Source organism: Bhargavaea cecembensis (genome assembly GCF_001619585.1).
Classification (GTDB): Bacteria; Bacillota; Bacilli; order Bacillales_A; family Planococcaceae; genus Bhargavaea; species Bhargavaea cecembensis_A.
On sequence record NZ_LQNT01000013.1, the window covers coordinates 71,532 to 86,610 of the forward strand.

Consider the following 15,079-nt stretch of genomic DNA (forward strand, 5'->3'; position numbering starts at 1 on the left):
GTGCACATGACAATGAACGAAACGGCAAGGGAGCGGCAAGTCAATGTCACGGGCGGCCGGACGCCGTCCTCGGACACGATTCTGACCGAAGACGCACTCCGATTCATCGGCGAACTGCATCAGCGGTTCAACAACCGGAGGCTTGAATTGCTTGAAAAGCGGAAGGAGCGCCAGACAAGGTTTGATGCGGGGGAGCAGCCGGACTTTCTTCCGGAGACGGAACAGATCAGGGAGGGCGATTGGGAAGTCGCCCCGATCCCTGAAGACCTGAAAGACCGCCGGGTGGAAATCACCGGGCCGGTCGAGCGGAAGATGGTCATCAACGCGCTGAACTCCGGCGCAAGAACTTTCATGGCGTGCTTCGAAGACGCAACCTCCCCGACATGGGAAAACATGATCGAGGGCCAGAAGAATATGCATGATGCCGTACGGCGGACGATTTCCTACACCCGCCCGTCAGACGGCAAGGAATATAAGCTGAACGAGGATACAGCCGTACTGATTGTGCGTCCCCGCGGCTGGCATCTGGAAGAACGCCATGTGACGGTCGGCGGTGAGCCGGTGTCCGGCAGCCTGTTCGACTTCGGGCTCTTCTTCTACCACAACGCGAAAGAACAGATCGAACGCGGGACTGGGCCGTATTTCTACCTTCCCAAGGTGGAAAGCCACCTGGAGGCGCGCCTCTGGAATGACGTCTTCACTTATGCACAGGAGCGGCTCGGCATCCCGCATGGCACGATCCGGGCAACCGTCCTGATTGAGACGATACTCGCCGCGTTCGAGATGGATGAAATCCTGTATGAACTGCGCGACCATGCGGCAGGGCTGAACTGCGGACGCTGGGACTATATCTTCAGCTTCCTGAAGCGGTTCCGGAACCAGGACGGTGTGCTGCTTCCTGACCGCGGCCAGGTCACGATGACGGCGCCGTTCATGAGGGCCTATACGCAGCTCTGCATCAAAACGTGCCATAAGCGCGGCGCGATGGCGATCGGCGGCATGGCGGCCCAGATTCCGGTCAAAGGCGACGAAGAAGCCAACGCCGATGCCTTCAGCAAAGTCGCCGAAGACAAGCGGCGCGAGGCAACAGATGGCCATGACGGGACATGGGTCGCACACCCGGGACTCGTCCCGGTCGCGATGAAGGAATTCGATGCCGTCATCGGAGACGGGCAAAATCAGGTGGACCGGAAGCGCGAAGATGTCCGGGTGACCGGCCAAGATCTTCTGAAGGTGCCGGAAGGGACGATCACCGAAGGCGGAATCCGGACGAACATCAACGTCGGCATCCGCTACATCGCCGCCTGGCTTTGCGGCAGCGGGGCAGTGCCAATCAACAACCTGATGGAGGATGCCGCGACAGCCGAGATTTCCCGCTCGCAGATCTGGCAATGGATCCGCCATCCGGAAGCCCGCCTGGATGACGGAAGGGAAATCACGGAAAGCCTGTTCCAGCAACTGCTTCAGGAGGAACTGTGGAAAATCCGCAAATCGGCAGGCTCGGAACGATTCACTGAAGGACGTTTCCAAGAAGCCGCCGACCTGTTCAAGGAACTCACGGAAGACGATGACTTTGAAGAATTCCTGACCGTGCCGGGTTACGGCCGGCTGGCATAACCCCCAAACCCATAAGGAGGAGATCAAAATGATGAAAAACCAGCAGAAGATCGAAAAGTCCCGGAAGATCTGTGTCGAGTGCGGTTGTGAAATCGTCGAGAAAGTCGAGTCCCTCCATCATGAATGTGAACGCTGCGTCGGAAAATCGGAGCAGTAACCATAAACAAAGGAGCCCCAGCCAAAAGCGGGGGCTCCTTTTCATTGGCGTGCTGTCACAACCGTTCCTGAAAACCGGTCGTGGGGGAACAGTGCCCCGTCCTGTGACTCGAAGGCTTCCCGGTCTTTCAGGTACTGGAATGTACTGATGGTGTCCCGGTAGGCCATGCGCTTGACGATTTGGCCAGTGGTCGGTTCGGTGCCGTCCATGTTTTCAAGGGCCAGTCCCATTGTTTTGTAGCCGATGGTCCGGCCGCTGTTCCTCAGCTGGGCGTATTCCAGTGCCCACATGACGGCAGTCGGGGTGACGAGTGCATGGAAGGCTTCGCTTTTGATTTTCTTGCGCAGAAGGTATTCCACGCCTGCAGCAGCGGCAGTTGAGACAGCCACATCAATCAAATAGGCCTTGACTCGTTTTCCGGTAATCGGTTTCACGGTTCATCCTCCAATTCGGGTCTTCTATGTAGGGGATACGTAATGACAGATTGATTGGTTTCACGCCAGTGGAACGGATACAGTTCTCCTTCTGTCCGTTTTATCGGGCGATTTTACTGTCCCGTCACTGATTTATCCTGTTTCGTCCGAATTCTATGGGACAAACTGTACTGATACAAACGGAAAATAGCTGTACTATAAAAGCGCTTACATACCTGTTTTGAAACAGAAGAAAAACGCCCCGGACAGAAAATTCGGGGCGCCGTTAAGGTCGGTTGGCTTCAGTTATTTGCAGTTGCAATTGTCGCATTTATTGCTGTAGCACTCATGTTGTTCCTCGATTTTCTCACCGCATTCAGCACACATTTTCGGAGGCAGGTTCTTGAAGAACTCAACGATACTTTCCATCATTCCGCATTCTCCTCTCGAGGAAGTTTTGTTATACAACTTCTGTTGTTGTACACAGTGTATTATAACAGTGAGTAGGCTGTCAATGGTTTTCACCTAATTTTATAAATATTTTTTCAGATTGCTTCCGGACATTTTCGGGCAGTCTAATCGCGGGAGCGTTCATGGGGTGTGTGATAAACTGAATGAAGGAAAATGACAGGAGGTCGATCCAATGAAATTCATCGACAACAAGGGCAACCACGACCCGTACATCAACCTCGCGATCGAGGAATACATCCTGAACACATTCGATACGGATAAGGATTCCTATCTGCTGTTCTACATTAACGGCCCGTCCATCATCGTCGGCCGCAACCAGAACACCATCGAGGAAATCGATGCCGGCTATGTTGATAAAAACGGCATCAAAGTCGTCCGCCGGCTGTCCGGAGGCGGGGCCGTGTACCATGACCTCGGCAACCTGAACTACAGCTTCATCACGAAGGATGACGGCGAGAGTTTCCGCAACTTCAGGAAGTTCACGCAGCCGGTCGTGGACGCACTCAACAATCTTGGCGTCAAGGCCGAGCTGCAGGGGCGCAACGACCTGCTTGTCGAAGGCCGCAAGATTTCCGGCAACGCCCAGTTCTCCACCCAGGGCCGCATGTACAGCCACGGCACGCTCATGTTCGATACGGACATCGGTGAAGTCGTGAACGCCCTGAAGGTCAAGAAAGACAAGATCGAATCCAAGGGTATCAAGTCCATCCGCTCCCGTGTCGCGAACATCTCCGAATTTCTCGAGGAGCCGATGTCGATCGAGGAGTTCCGCCAGTATATTCTCGAGCAGATTTTCGGCGGCAAGGACAAGATCGAGTATGTCGAGCTCACGGAAGACGACTGGGAAAATATCAGAAAACTGTCCGAAAAGCGCTACGGCAACTGGGACTGGAACTACGGAAAATCTCCGAAGTTCAACATTTCCCACTCGAAACGCTTCCCGGTAGGCGGCATCGATGTGAAGCTCGATGTGAACAAAGGCAAGATCGAAGATGCGGCGATCTTCGGAGATTTCTTCGGCGTCGGAGAGGTTGCCGAGATCGAAGAAGCCCTGAAAGGCGCGCAGTACAGCACGGAAGGCATTGAAAAGGCGATCGGGGACATCGAAATCGAGAAGCGGCTCGGCGGCATCAAGAAAGAAGAATTCATCGACCTGATCTACTGATCAGCTGCAGCCTATACCAAGGGGCCCGACAGACGCCGGGTCCCTTTTCTGCTATCATAAAAGCAGTGAAAATCACGGATTTCAGCCGGATTTACAGGCCGGAACCGGAATCGGAAAAGAGGGAATGACCGTGGAACAACATCGGATCCTCATCATTGAAGACGACCGGAAAATCGCCTCGCTGCTCGCAGAGACGCTCCGGAAATACCATTACAATGTGCGTACGGCAGATGACTTTGATCGGATTTTGGAGGCAGAGGCCGAGTTCTCTCCGCATCTGATCCTGCTTGATATCAACCTGCCGTCCTACGACGGCTATTACTGGTGCCGCCAGCTGCGCCAGCGGACAACCGTGCCGATTCTGTTCATTTCCGCCCGCTCCGGCGAGATGGACCAGGTGTTTGCGCTCGAGAACGGCGGGGACGACTTTATCACGAAGCCGTTCAACTACGAGATTGTCCTGGCAAAGATTAGGAGTCACCTTCGCCGATCTTTCGGCGAATACGCGCCGAAAATGGAGGAGCGCACGATCCGCCTTGGCCGTCTGGAGCTGTACCCGGAGCGGATGGAACTGCACGCTCACGGGGAAGAGATCCCGCTCCAGAAAAAAGAGTGCATCATCCTGGAGCTTCTCCTGTCCGAATCTCCGAAAGTCGTGTCGCGCGAAAGGTTCCTTGAGGAATTGTGGGATGACCAGGCGTTCGTTGACGAAAACACGCTGAACGTCAATATGACCCGTGTGCGAAAGAAACTCGCCGACTACGGCATCCAATCACAGATTGAGACAGTACGCGGGGCGGGCTACCGGTTTATCGCCGCGCCTGAGGAAGCATGAAGGCGCTCCGCTTATTTGTCCGGGAACACTCTGCCTATCTCGTGTTCCATGCGCTGCTGACCATTTTCATCCTGTCGCTGTACTGGCTGGACGGCTTCCGCAACGTGGACACGGCCGTGTATTCAGTCGTGATGGTCGTCCTCCTGACCACGCTGTTCCTGGCCGCCCGCTTTATCGGGCGGAGGGCATACTACAACCGGATCTTAAGGCAACCGTCCAAAATGGAAGATCTCCTCATTCGGACCTCGAAATCCCCGGAAACCTCGGAGGCCGAGCGTTTCGGTCATGAAGTGTACGGCATCTATCAAAGGGAAGTGCAGGCGCTGCGCTCGGAAAACGAGCGCCATGAGACGTTCATGAACCAGTGGGTGCACCAGATGAAGACGCCGCTGTCGGTCATCTCGCTGCTGCTGCAGGAAGAGGAAGTGGACCGGGAAGCGATTGGAGAAGAGGCTGACCGGATCCGCCGGGGTCTCGAGACCGTCCTTTTAAATGCGCGGCTCGGTACATTCGAACGGGACATGCAAATTGCCCGAGCGGATCTTGCATCGCTTGTCCGCGAAGTGATATCGGAGCACAAGAAGCTGTTCATCACCAACCGGGTCTATCCGTCATCCTCGATCGAAGAGGGACTGACGGTGACGACAGATTCCAAATGGATGAAGACGATCATCGCCCAGTTCATCACGAATGCCGTGAAATACACGCGCGGGGAAGGCAAGCACGTCTACTTCAGCGCGGACAGGACAGAGGACGGCATCCGGCTCACTGTCAGGGACGAGGGAATCGGCATTCCGGCATCGGACCTGAAGCGTGTGACCCATGCGTTCTTCACCGGGGAAAACGGCCGGCTTACGGGTGAGTCCACCGGGATGGGGCTGTTCATCGCGAAGGAAGTGTGTGACCAGCTCGGTCACGGCCTGAAGATCGAGTCGGAACCAGGTGAGGGGACTGCGGTGTCCGTGCTTTTCAGGGAGAAGAAGGAAGAAGGAAAGGAAGAGGCGCATGCCGATCGTCAGCATTGAGGATGTCATCAAGATTTATGAGGGAAAAGTGACCCACCGGGCGCTCGACAGGCTGAGCTTCGACGTGGAGGAAGGGGAATTCCTTGCCGTCATGGGTCCTTCCGGAAGCGGCAAGACGACTCTCTTGAACCTGATTTCCGGCATCGACATGCCTACATCTGGAAGGGTGATGATCCAAGGAACAGATCCGGCGGCACTCCGGCCGGATGACCTGGCCCGGTTCCGTCGCAAGGAACTTGGTTTCGTCTTCCAGGACTTTAACCTGCTCCGGATGCTGACGGTCGAGGAAAACATCGTGCTGCCGCTGACGCTTGACCGGCTGCCCGTCGCGGAGATGGACGCGCGGGTCAAGGCAATCACGGCTCGGCTCGGACTCGAAGATATTCTGCACAAGCGCCCGGATGAGATATCGGGCGGCCAGGAGCAGCGTGTCGCGATCGCACGTGCCCTAGTCCACCGCCCATCGATCGTGCTTGCCGACGAACCGACGGGGAACCTCGATTCGAATGCGGCGCGCGAAGTGCTGGATTTGCTCGGGACAATCAACAGGGAAAACCGGACGACGTTCATCATGGTAACCCATGACCCGATCGCCGCCAGTTACTGTGACCGGGTACTCTTTATCAAAGACGGCGCCTATTACAATGAAATCCATAAGGACGACCGGCGCAGGACATTCTTCCAGCGCATCCTGAACATCCTGTCGCTTCTGGGGGGCAACGTCGATGACCTTTCGTCAGTTCGCCTACCGTAACGTCGTCCGGAACCGCCGGATCTACGCGGCGTTCTTCCTGGCCAGTGTATTTTCCGTCATGGTGTTTTTCCTTTACTCGATGCTCATGTTCCATCCGGGCATCGGGGAGCGGTTCATCACCGGCATCACGCTGATCGGGATGACTGCGGCGGATGTAGTCCTGTATGTGTTCATGCTGTTTTTCCTGTTTTATTCGATGCGTGCATTTATGCAGGCGCGCTCCGGAGAATTTGCGCTGCTGCTCCAGATCGGCATGGAGCGCCGGCAGCTCGGAAAGCTGCTGCTTCTTGAGATGCTGCTGCTTGGTGCCGCCTCAACCGCCAGTGGCATCGTGCTCGGATTCACATTCTCGAAGTACTTTTTTATGATCGTCAGGGAACTGCTCCAGCTGCCGGCCCTGCCGCTGTATGTTTCATGGGAACCGTTCCTCATGACCGCCGGTGCGTTCTTCAGCCTGTTCCTTCTGATCGGGCTGCTTTCCGCCTATATCGTTTCCAATAGGGATATCTCGGAATTCAGGAAGGGGATCGGCGGGGAAGCGGATCCGTTCGGCTATTCGCCGGGCAGGGCGGCTGCAGGCATTCTTTTGCTGCTGTCTTCGTACGGAGCGGCGCTGCTTGCCGGGCGTGTGAACGTCCTGTACCTGTCAGTGCTGCTCCCGCCAGCTGCAACGCTCGGAACGTATTACTTCTTTTCCCACTCGATTCTGTATCTGCTTGACCTGTTCAGGGACCAGAAAAGCCTGTACTGGAAGAGGGCGCGGATCGTGTCACTCGCCGAGACTGCTGCAAAGCTCCGGGACAATGCGAACATGTTTTTCATTGTCGCGATCGTCTCGACCGTCTCATTCCTTTCCGTCGGGACACTGGCAAGCCTCGCCACCTACACCGCCCAGTATCGGGCACTGAACCCGCTGGGCCTCGTCTACGAGAGTTTTCCCGGCAATCCGGATGAATACGAGCACGTGACCGGGCTGATGGAGGAACTGGATGACGCGGGACTTGAGTACACCCACGTACCGCTTTCCGTCGCCAGGGAAGATTCCTCCTTCTCGGGACAGCCCATCAATATCCTGCGTGAAGGTGAGGTGAACCGGCTCGCGGAAGCGCTCGGCGCAGGTCCGGTGCAGTTAAGTCCGGGCGAGGCCATTTTCCTTCCCTACTCAACGGAAGCTGCCCCAAGACTCCGGGATGCAGACATCCGAACAGAGCTTGAGGAAAGCGGAGTCGAGGTCCATGTGCAGGGCGTGGTCGGCGGTCTGCTGCTGCCGGCCTACAGCCTTGGCACCAACTCGATTGTTGTCAGCGAAACCGACTTTGTGAAAGTCGCCTCCGCTCAGCCAGACAGCCTCCTCCGCATTCATGCATTCGATGTTCCGGACTGGGAGGAAACCGTCGGCATCGGGCTGTCAATCGAACAGTCGATGATGATGTCAGAAATTCAGCAAGGGGAAGCACTGCCGTATTACTTCAAGAACCCGGGCCTTGACTATTCCATCATCCGGTCGACCTTCCACTTGCTGCTCTTGACCGGTTTGCTGGTCGCCATGGTGTTCCTGCTCGCCGCAGGCAGCTTCATCTACTTCAAGCTCTATACCATGCTAGACCGCGACCGTCGGCAGGCTGCCGTTCTGAAGCGGCTCGGCATGACGGAGCGCGAGTTCATCAAGATCGTTAACCGCCAGCTGGTCCCTCAGTTCTTCCTGCCATGGGGAATCGCGATGCTCCACAGCACATTCGCCTTCATCTCCCTGCAGGCGATCTGGAAGGAATTCGCCGACATTTCGATCCTGAAAGAAATGGCACTCGTCCTCGTCGGCTTCACCATCATTCAACTGCTGTATTTCTATCTCATCCGCTGGCGCTATCTGGCGCATGTGAAAGGACCAACTTAAGCGTCAGTGGTACAAAAAAGTTTTTAATCTGCAAAATAACCTTCAAGCCAGCATTGGTTTTGGAGGTTATTTTCGTTGATGCAATGAGTTTTGTGTATGACATCAACCATAATCGATCTTTGGATATTTTTAACTGGAAGAATAGAGTATTATAAAAGAAATGGCTTTTTATATGCAGGAGGAATAAAGATGAAATTAAAAAGCAAAAGAATTTATCTGCGTCCTTTAATGGAATCCGATGCAGAGATATTTTTAAGCAATACAAAAGATGAAGAAATCCGATACATGACCGGAACAAAAGGTTCATTCACTTTGGAACAAATTCAACAACATATCAGACGTTCAAGTGAGGATTCATCACGCTATGATTTTGCTATTTGTCTAAATGAAAATGGACAAATGATTGGAGAACTATCCATTTCTGATATAGATGAAGAGAACAGGAAAGCCGGTTTTAGAATTTCAATGAATGCCATTGAGTTGACGGGTAAGGGTTTTGGCACGGAAGCAATTCAGCTCATCTTAAGATTTGTTTTTGAAGAATTAAAATTGAATCGGCTCCAATTAGAAGTATTCAGCCATAATAAGCGTGGCATTAGAGCCTATGAAAAATCAGGCTTCAAACAAGAGGGGATTTTACGAGATTCTTTATACTATAACGGGGAATTTTCGGATGAAATCATCATGTCTATCCTACAGAAGGAATATAATCAGGATTCGTAATTGTTGATCATGAATGTACCTTATTTTCCTTGAGCATGGAAAGGGGGATGAGTTATGAGGGGAAACAAGCCGCCCTGTCCAAAGGGCGGGCTTGTTAAAGTTTTTATTTATTTTTGTATTACATTGATAAAGTCTTGGGCGGAGGAGATTGTATATACCGTATTGGTATCAGTTGAATCCATGATCGAAGCGGTTTCGTCTAAACCAACCCAGATATAATATTCATCATTTCCCATGTTTAATTTGTATTCCGGTTCATCCATGTCTGCAATGCCGTCTGTCTCGACGGCTCGATTGATTGCATGTTCAATAACCTCAATCTCATCAGCATTGGAAATCTCTTTTAACGTCTCTAACTGATCCTCGGAGTAACTTTTTACTTGCTGAACGGTAATTTCATCATTGTCTGATTCGTTTTGTGTCGCGTTACAGGAAAAAAGAGCCAGCGATACGACTATTAAGGCTACTTTGGAGAGAGCCATCCGTCTATCACTCATCGTCTATTCCCTCCTTGCTTAATTGCACTTATAATAATTCTCCAGGCCTTGTGATTCTCCTTTGCTGTTGTTCACTTCAAATTATTCCTCTATAATAGTAAATGGGGATAGTGAATGACTATTCATTCAATTCAAACAAGGGGGATGGCTATGAATCTCGTAGAGCGCGTACATCAGACGGCGCTTGAGGAGCCGCAGAGGATTGCCTATCATTTCATGGGGAAAGACACGACTTACGCCGAGTTTGACCAGACGGTCGGAATTCTGGCAGCCGGCCTTCGGAAAAACGGAATCGGCAAGGGGGACCATGTCGTCTTCCTGCTCGGCAATACACCGCACTTCCTCGTATCGCTGTATGCCACGATGCGCATCGGTGCGACAGCAGTACCGGTAAACCCTATCTATTCGCCTGAGGAAATTGCGTTCATCGTCCGCAACAGTGACGCCAAGGCGGTCATCGCACTGGACAAGCTGCTTCCGCTGATCCAGCAGGCTTCCGACGCGTTCCCGGCGGTGGAGAGCTATGTCATCTGCGAAACCGAGCCGGGGATGGAGGAGAAAATCTCTTCTCTTCCGGAAACCGTTCGCGGAAAAGTGAAATCGTTTACAAAAGTGGTGGCGTCCGGCGGTGCACCGGCTGAAGCGGCAGAAGTGGATGACGATGATACGGCGGTCATCCTCTACACTTCCGGGACGACGGGGCACCCTAAGGGCGCAATGCTCACACATAAGAACCTGTATTCCAATGCCCGTGACGTCGCGGACTATCTCCAGTTCAGCCCGGAAGACCGGGTTGTCGCGACATTGCCGGTGTTCCACGTGTTTGCCCTGACAGTCGTGGTGAATGCGCCATTGCTTCGGGGAGCCCAGGTGCTTCTTGTGCCGAAGTTCAGCCCGGCAGACGTGTTCCGGATCATCCGCGAGAAAGAGGCGACAATCTTCGCAGGCGTTCCGACGATGTATAACTTCCTGTATCAGTATCCGGAGGGGAACCCTGAAGACTTCAAGTCGATCAATCGGGCCATCTCCGGCGGAGCGTCACTACCGGTGGCCCTGCTGCACAACTTCGAGGAGAAGTTCAATGTCCGGGTGTCGGAAGGCTACGGCCTGAGTGAGGCTTCCCCGGTCACTTGCTTTAATCCGCTTGACCGAGAACGCGTTCCAGGCTCAATTGGTACCAACATTCTTAATGTGGAAAATAAGGTCGTCAATGAATTCGGGGAAGAAGTGCCGGACGGGGAAGTGGGCGAACTCGTCGTCCGCGGCCCGAATGTCATGAAAGGCTACTACAAGATGCCGGAAGAGACCGCAGTTGCGCTCCGTGACGGCTGGCTCTACACGGGTGACCTGGCGCGACGCGACGAAAACGGTTATTTCTATATCGTTGACCGGAAAAAGGACCTTGTCATCGTAGGCGGCTACAATGTCTATCCGCGTGAAGTCGAAGAAGTGCTCTACGCGCACCCCGACGTGGTCGAAGCCGCGGTTGTCGGCGTACCGGACTCCAACTACGGCGAAGCCATCCAGGCCTACGTCGTGAAAAAGGACGGATCCGCCCTGACGGAAGAAGACCTGAAAGCCTTCAGCGCGGAAAAACTCACGAAATATAAAATCCCGGCATCCATCGAGTTCCTCGAAGAACTGCCGAAAAACACAACCGGCAAAATCCTTCGGCGCTCGCTGAAGGACATGGCGGTCAATAGTAAATGATTTGAAAAGGCCCGCGGTTCCGCGGGCCTTTTTTGAATGAAAGTGACGCAAGCAGCCTTGAAAGTGACGAAACGGCTTCTGAAAATGACGAAAGCCCACTTGAAAGTGACGAATCGTTCCTGGACTGGATTGCAAATCTCATAGAGGAGTGTGATGGTGTGAAGCATCTTGAAGAAGTCATTTTGATTGTGTCCGCTGCCTGGATGCTGATTTATTTCTTTTATCCGGCAGGCTCCCAGTTGCTGCAACTGGCATTCTGGGCCATCCCGTTTGCCATGATCTACACGGCAATTTTGATGATTGTCGTTAAGAGGAAACGGGGAACGTCAACAATTTCCTGAATCTTGTTCAGGTTCAATAATAGAAGAATATTGTTCCGTAAGTCGAAATAGTTTAGACTTATCAGTAGGTTTTGTTAAAGGGGGAGTTGCTGATGAGCAAGAAGTACATTACGGCTGAATCGCTGTTTGACCTTTATTCCGTGGCGAATCCGAACTTGTCGCCGGAGGGCGGCCGGGCGGTGTTCGTGCGGACGCATATGGACAAGGAAGAAAACAAGTACATTTCGAATCTGTTCCATGTGGACCTGGCATCCGGAGAGGTAACGCAATGGACGTACGGCAAGAACCGGGTGAGCAGTCCGGAGTGGTCTGCAGACGGCAGCAAGATCGCTTTCCTGTCCGACCGTGACGGCAAGAATCAGCTTTACGTGCTGAGTGCTGCCGGTGGAGAGGCGGAACAGGTGACCGACTTCGTAAACGGGGTATCGGCATTTGCCTGGTCGCCTTGCGGCAAGAAAGTGTGGGTGAACGGAGCGGTCAAGAAAGACAAGTCATTCACGCATAAGGAAGAAGAGAAAAAGGACAAGAAACCGGAGCCGGTCGTCATCGAGAAGATGAAATACAAGGCAGACGGGCTCGGACTCCTGCCTCAGGACATGTTCCGCCAGATCGGCGTCGTTGACCTTGAGTCTGGTGAAGTGACACCGTTTACGGAAGGCGACCATCAATACGGTCTGAACACGGTGTCTCCGGACGGCAAGAAAGTCGTCTTCAGCGTCAACCGCGCCGAAAACCAGGACTTCCAGTTCCGCGGCGGGCTGTACCTGTCCGATGCTGAGACGAAGGAAGAGACGACCATCATCGACCAGGACGGCTATTATGGCGGTGCCACGTTCTCGCCGGATGGCCAGAAGATTGCCTTTATCGGCGCGGACCGCAGGCTCGAAAATGCGACGCATACAGATATCTACGTGTATGATGTGGCGTCCGGTTCGCTCACCGTCTTGACGGAATCACTTGACGCGCCGGTGGGCGACCTCGTCGCGGCCGACTTCCAGCAGGGCACAGAAACTCCGGCCGCTGTCTGGGCGGGGAACGATGCGCTCTACTTCCAGGTGTCCGTGATGGGCGATGTTCGCCTGTATTACGCGACCCTTGAGGGTGAGCTGTACCCGGCGACACCGGAAAACGAGCATGTTTACGGCTATGACATCACGAAAGACGGCAAGACTGCGCTCCTCACGGCAAGCAATCCGGTCCATCCGGGCGAGCTGTATGTCCAGGAAATCACGACCGGTGAACGCAAGGCGCTCACCGCATTCAACCAGAAGTTCATCGAAGAACATGAAATCGCGAAACCGGAGCCGATCGTATTCAAAGGCCCTAAGGATTGGGACGTCCACGGCTGGATTATGAAGCCGGCCGGATTTGAAGAAGGGAAGAAGTACCCGCTCATCACGGAAATTCACGGCGGGCCGCACACGATGTATGCGAACACGTTCTTCCACGAATTCCAGGTACTCGCCTCCAAAGGCTACGGCGTACTGTTTGTGAACCCGCGCGGCAGCCACGGCTACAGCCAGGAATTCGTCGACGCGGTGCGCCGCGACTACGGTAACGGCGATTATCAGGACATCATGGCGGGCGTCGAATACGCGATTGAAAACAACGGTTGGATCGATACCGAGCGTCTCGGCGTAACGGGAGGCAGCTACGGCGGCTTCATGACAAACTGGATCGTGGGCCACACCGACCGGTTCAAGGCGGCCGTCACCCAGCGTTCGATCTCGAACTGGATCAGCTTCTTCGGGGTATCCGACATCGGCTACTACTTCAGCGAATGGCAGCACGGCGTGGTCATGGACGATGTGGAAGGGCTCTGGGACATTTCGCCGCTCAAGTACGCGGCCAACGTCAACACGCCGCTTCTCATCCTCCACAGCGAGAAGGACTTCCGCTGCCCGATCGAGCAGGCGGAGCAGCTGTTCATCACTCTGAAACATATGGGCAAGGAGACGGTCTTCGTCCGCTTCCCTGAAGCCGACCACAACCTGTCGCGCACCGGCAAGCCGAACCTGCGCATCGAGCGCCTGGACCACATCACGGAATGGTTCGAGAAGTACCTGTAAGAAAGGGACGAAGCAGTTGACCTACACTGAAAACGGCACAACGATCCGCCCGGTCAAAGAGGCGGATCTCCGCCGCATGTGGGAACTCAGCTTCCGGGACAAAGACCCGGAATGGAAAAAGTGGGACGCCCCGTACTATCCGCACGAGCCGATGGAGTGGGAAGCGTTCTATGAGAAGAAAGATAAGCTTGTTGACCAGGACGACTACTGGCTGATTGAGCATGAAGGTACGGTTATCGGAATGGTCGGCTACTATTGGGAGCACAAGCCGTCCATGTGGCTCGAGATGGGCATCGCCATCTACGATCCGGCCTACTGGAACGGGGGGATCGGCACGACTGTATTCAAGTTGTGGCGGGACCATCTGTTCAACACGATGCCGCTCGTCCGGACGGGATATACGACCTGGTCGGGCAACGAGCGCATGATAAGGGCAGGCGAGAAGCTCGGCTTCAAGATGGAAGCCCGCATCCGCAAAGTCCGCTACTGGAACGGCACGTACTACGACTCGATCCGGATGGGGATGCTGCGGGAAGAGTGGGAAGAACTTAAGCGAAATCAGTAAGGAAAGAGGCCGGTGTATTCACTTTGAATACACCGGCTTTCCTGTGGCAAAGCAAAAAAAAAGAGCCTTTTTTAATTGCCGGGGAGGAAATCCCTCTCCTCATTCAGAATTAAACCTGAAAGAAACACGCATAAAATGACATAAAGCACGCTTTCTTCGCAAGAATCATTCGTATCCGCTATTCTGCAATTCTCTAAGAGATGGGAGTAAACAACATGGACAAAAAGACATTTTGGGCGTTAATCGAGGAATCCGGCAAATATGATGAACAGGCCGAATGGCTGATTGAGCAATTGTCCCAAAAAAGTCTCGAAGAAGCACTCGAATTTGAGTTCATCATGCAGAGTTTCATGAACGAAAGCTATCAATCCCGTTTGTGGGGAGCGGCCTACGTCTTAATGGGAGGCTGCTCTGACGATACATTTGATTATTTCCGCGGATGGCTGATCGGTCAGGGAGAGGAAGTCTACCACAAGGTCATCAACGATCCTGAATACCTGGCCGAATACATCGATGAAGACAACCTGGACGACGAGGGATATCCGCAAAATGAAGACCTCATCTCGGTCGGGTCGGATGCCTACACATTCATAAAGACAGGGGACACCGAGTGGGATGATGAAAGCTTCGATGAATTGCTTGATAAACTCAGGGAAAAGGGACTGAATTTAGAGCCGGACATCGAACTGGATTGGGAAGAGGAAGATCTGGAAGGAATGTTTCCGGCTTTATGGGAGAGGTTTGGGGAAGAGCCTTTAGGGTGAAAAGGTATGTGTTTTGAAATAGTATAAGAAAGAATGCAAAGCAGGCGGCGCATTGATGCGCCGCCTGCTTTCAATTACG

16 protein-coding genes are annotated in these 15,079 nt (G+C 53.6%); 13 read left to right on the forward strand and 3 right to left on the reverse strand.

The window, feature by feature from the left end; genetic code table 11:
- The first annotated feature begins 6 nt into the window (after positions 1-6).
- Positions 7-1,617, forward strand: a complete 1,611-nt coding sequence (aceB, locus tag AV656_RS14970) for a malate synthase A (protein ID WP_082818785.1) — start codon at positions 7-9, stop codon at positions 1,615-1,617.
- 28 nt (positions 1,618-1,645) lie between these two features.
- Positions 1,646-1,774: a hypothetical protein gene (locus AV656_RS16535; protein WP_008300729.1), complete on the forward strand. Its 129-nt coding sequence runs from the start codon at positions 1,646-1,648 to the stop codon at positions 1,772-1,774.
- Positions 1,775-1,815: 41 nt separating this feature from the next.
- Here the strand turns inward: AV656_RS16535 and AV656_RS14975 are convergent, their stop codons facing one another.
- Both AV656_RS14975 and yhfH read right to left on the reverse strand, forming a co-directional pair.
- The gene (locus AV656_RS14975) at positions 1,816-2,208 is read right to left on the reverse strand and encodes an RDD family protein (protein ID WP_063183527.1); all 393 of its coding nucleotides are present in this window, start codon (positions 2,206-2,208) and stop codon (positions 1,816-1,818) included.
- A gap of 285 nt (positions 2,209-2,493) precedes the next feature.
- Positions 2,494-2,619, reverse strand: a complete 126-nt coding sequence (yhfH, locus tag AV656_RS16230) for a protein YhfH (protein ID WP_082818786.1) — start codon at positions 2,617-2,619, stop codon at positions 2,494-2,496.
- Between the two features lie 211 nt (positions 2,620-2,830).
- Between yhfH and AV656_RS14980 the strand changes: the two genes are divergently transcribed.
- The 6 genes from AV656_RS14980 to AV656_RS15005 all read left to right on the forward strand — a co-directional run bounded on the left by AV656_RS14980 (position 2,831) and on the right by AV656_RS15005 (position 9,054).
- Positions 2,831-3,823, forward strand: a complete 993-nt coding sequence (locus tag AV656_RS14980; RefSeq protein WP_063183530.1) for a lipoate--protein ligase — start codon at positions 2,831-2,833, stop codon at positions 3,821-3,823.
- Between the two features lie 130 nt (positions 3,824-3,953).
- Entirely contained in the window at positions 3,954-4,658 is a 705-nt protein-coding gene (locus AV656_RS14985) for a response regulator transcription factor (protein WP_156484888.1), read from the forward strand.
- Complete coding sequence (locus AV656_RS14990) at positions 4,655-5,683, forward strand: sensor histidine kinase (protein ID WP_063183534.1); 1,029 nt, start codon at positions 4,655-4,657, stop codon at positions 5,681-5,683. Before AV656_RS14985 ends, AV656_RS14990 begins: the two co-directional genes overlap by 4 nt.
- A complete protein-coding gene (locus AV656_RS14995) occupies positions 5,664-6,437 on the forward strand; it encodes an ABC transporter ATP-binding protein (protein WP_063183537.1) in 774 nt (257 codons plus the stop codon). Before AV656_RS14990 ends, AV656_RS14995 begins: the two co-directional genes overlap by 20 nt.
- On the forward strand, positions 6,409-8,331 hold the full coding sequence (locus AV656_RS15000) for an FtsX-like permease family protein (protein WP_063183539.1): 1,923 nt from the start codon (positions 6,409-6,411) through the stop codon (positions 8,329-8,331). Before AV656_RS14995 ends, AV656_RS15000 begins: the two co-directional genes overlap by 29 nt.
- Positions 8,332-8,520: 189 nt before the next feature.
- Positions 8,521-9,054, forward strand: a complete 534-nt coding sequence (locus AV656_RS15005) for a GNAT family N-acetyltransferase (protein WP_063183542.1) — start codon at positions 8,521-8,523, stop codon at positions 9,052-9,054.
- A gap of 107 nt (positions 9,055-9,161) precedes the next feature.
- Here the strand turns inward: AV656_RS15005 and AV656_RS15010 are convergent, their stop codons facing one another.
- Positions 9,162-9,551 (reverse strand): hypothetical protein, encoded by a 390-nt coding sequence (locus AV656_RS15010; RefSeq protein ID WP_063183544.1) that lies wholly within the window; start codon positions 9,549-9,551, stop codon positions 9,162-9,164.
- Positions 9,552-9,701: 150 nt separating this feature from the next.
- On the opposite strand from AV656_RS15010, the gene AV656_RS15015 reads away from it, so the two are divergent.
- The 5 genes from AV656_RS15015 to AV656_RS15035 all read left to right on the forward strand — a co-directional run bounded on the left by AV656_RS15015 (position 9,702) and on the right by AV656_RS15035 (position 15,000).
- Positions 9,702-11,261 carry a fatty acid--CoA ligase family protein gene (locus tag AV656_RS15015; protein ID WP_063183547.1) on the forward strand — a complete coding sequence of 520 codons (1,560 nt, stop codon included), beginning with the start codon at positions 9,702-9,704 and terminating at the stop codon, positions 11,259-11,261.
- A 32-nt stretch (positions 11,262-11,293) separates the two neighbouring features.
- A complete protein-coding gene (locus AV656_RS15020; RefSeq protein ID WP_063183549.1) occupies positions 11,294-11,602 on the forward strand; it encodes a hypothetical protein in 309 nt (102 codons plus the stop codon).
- Positions 11,603-11,694: 92 nt separating this feature from the next.
- A complete protein-coding gene (locus AV656_RS15025) occupies positions 11,695-13,671 on the forward strand; it encodes a S9 family peptidase (protein WP_063183552.1) in 1,977 nt (658 codons plus the stop codon).
- A gap of 16 nt (positions 13,672-13,687) precedes the next feature.
- Positions 13,688-14,236, forward strand: coding sequence for a GNAT family N-acetyltransferase (locus tag AV656_RS15030; protein ID WP_082818787.1), 549 nt, complete (start codon positions 13,688-13,690; stop codon positions 14,234-14,236).
- Positions 14,237-14,451: 215 nt separating this feature from the next.
- Complete coding sequence (locus tag AV656_RS15035) at positions 14,452-15,000, forward strand: DUF4240 domain-containing protein (RefSeq protein WP_063183554.1); 549 nt, start codon at positions 14,452-14,454, stop codon at positions 14,998-15,000.
- Positions 15,001-15,079: the final 79 nt, after the last annotated feature.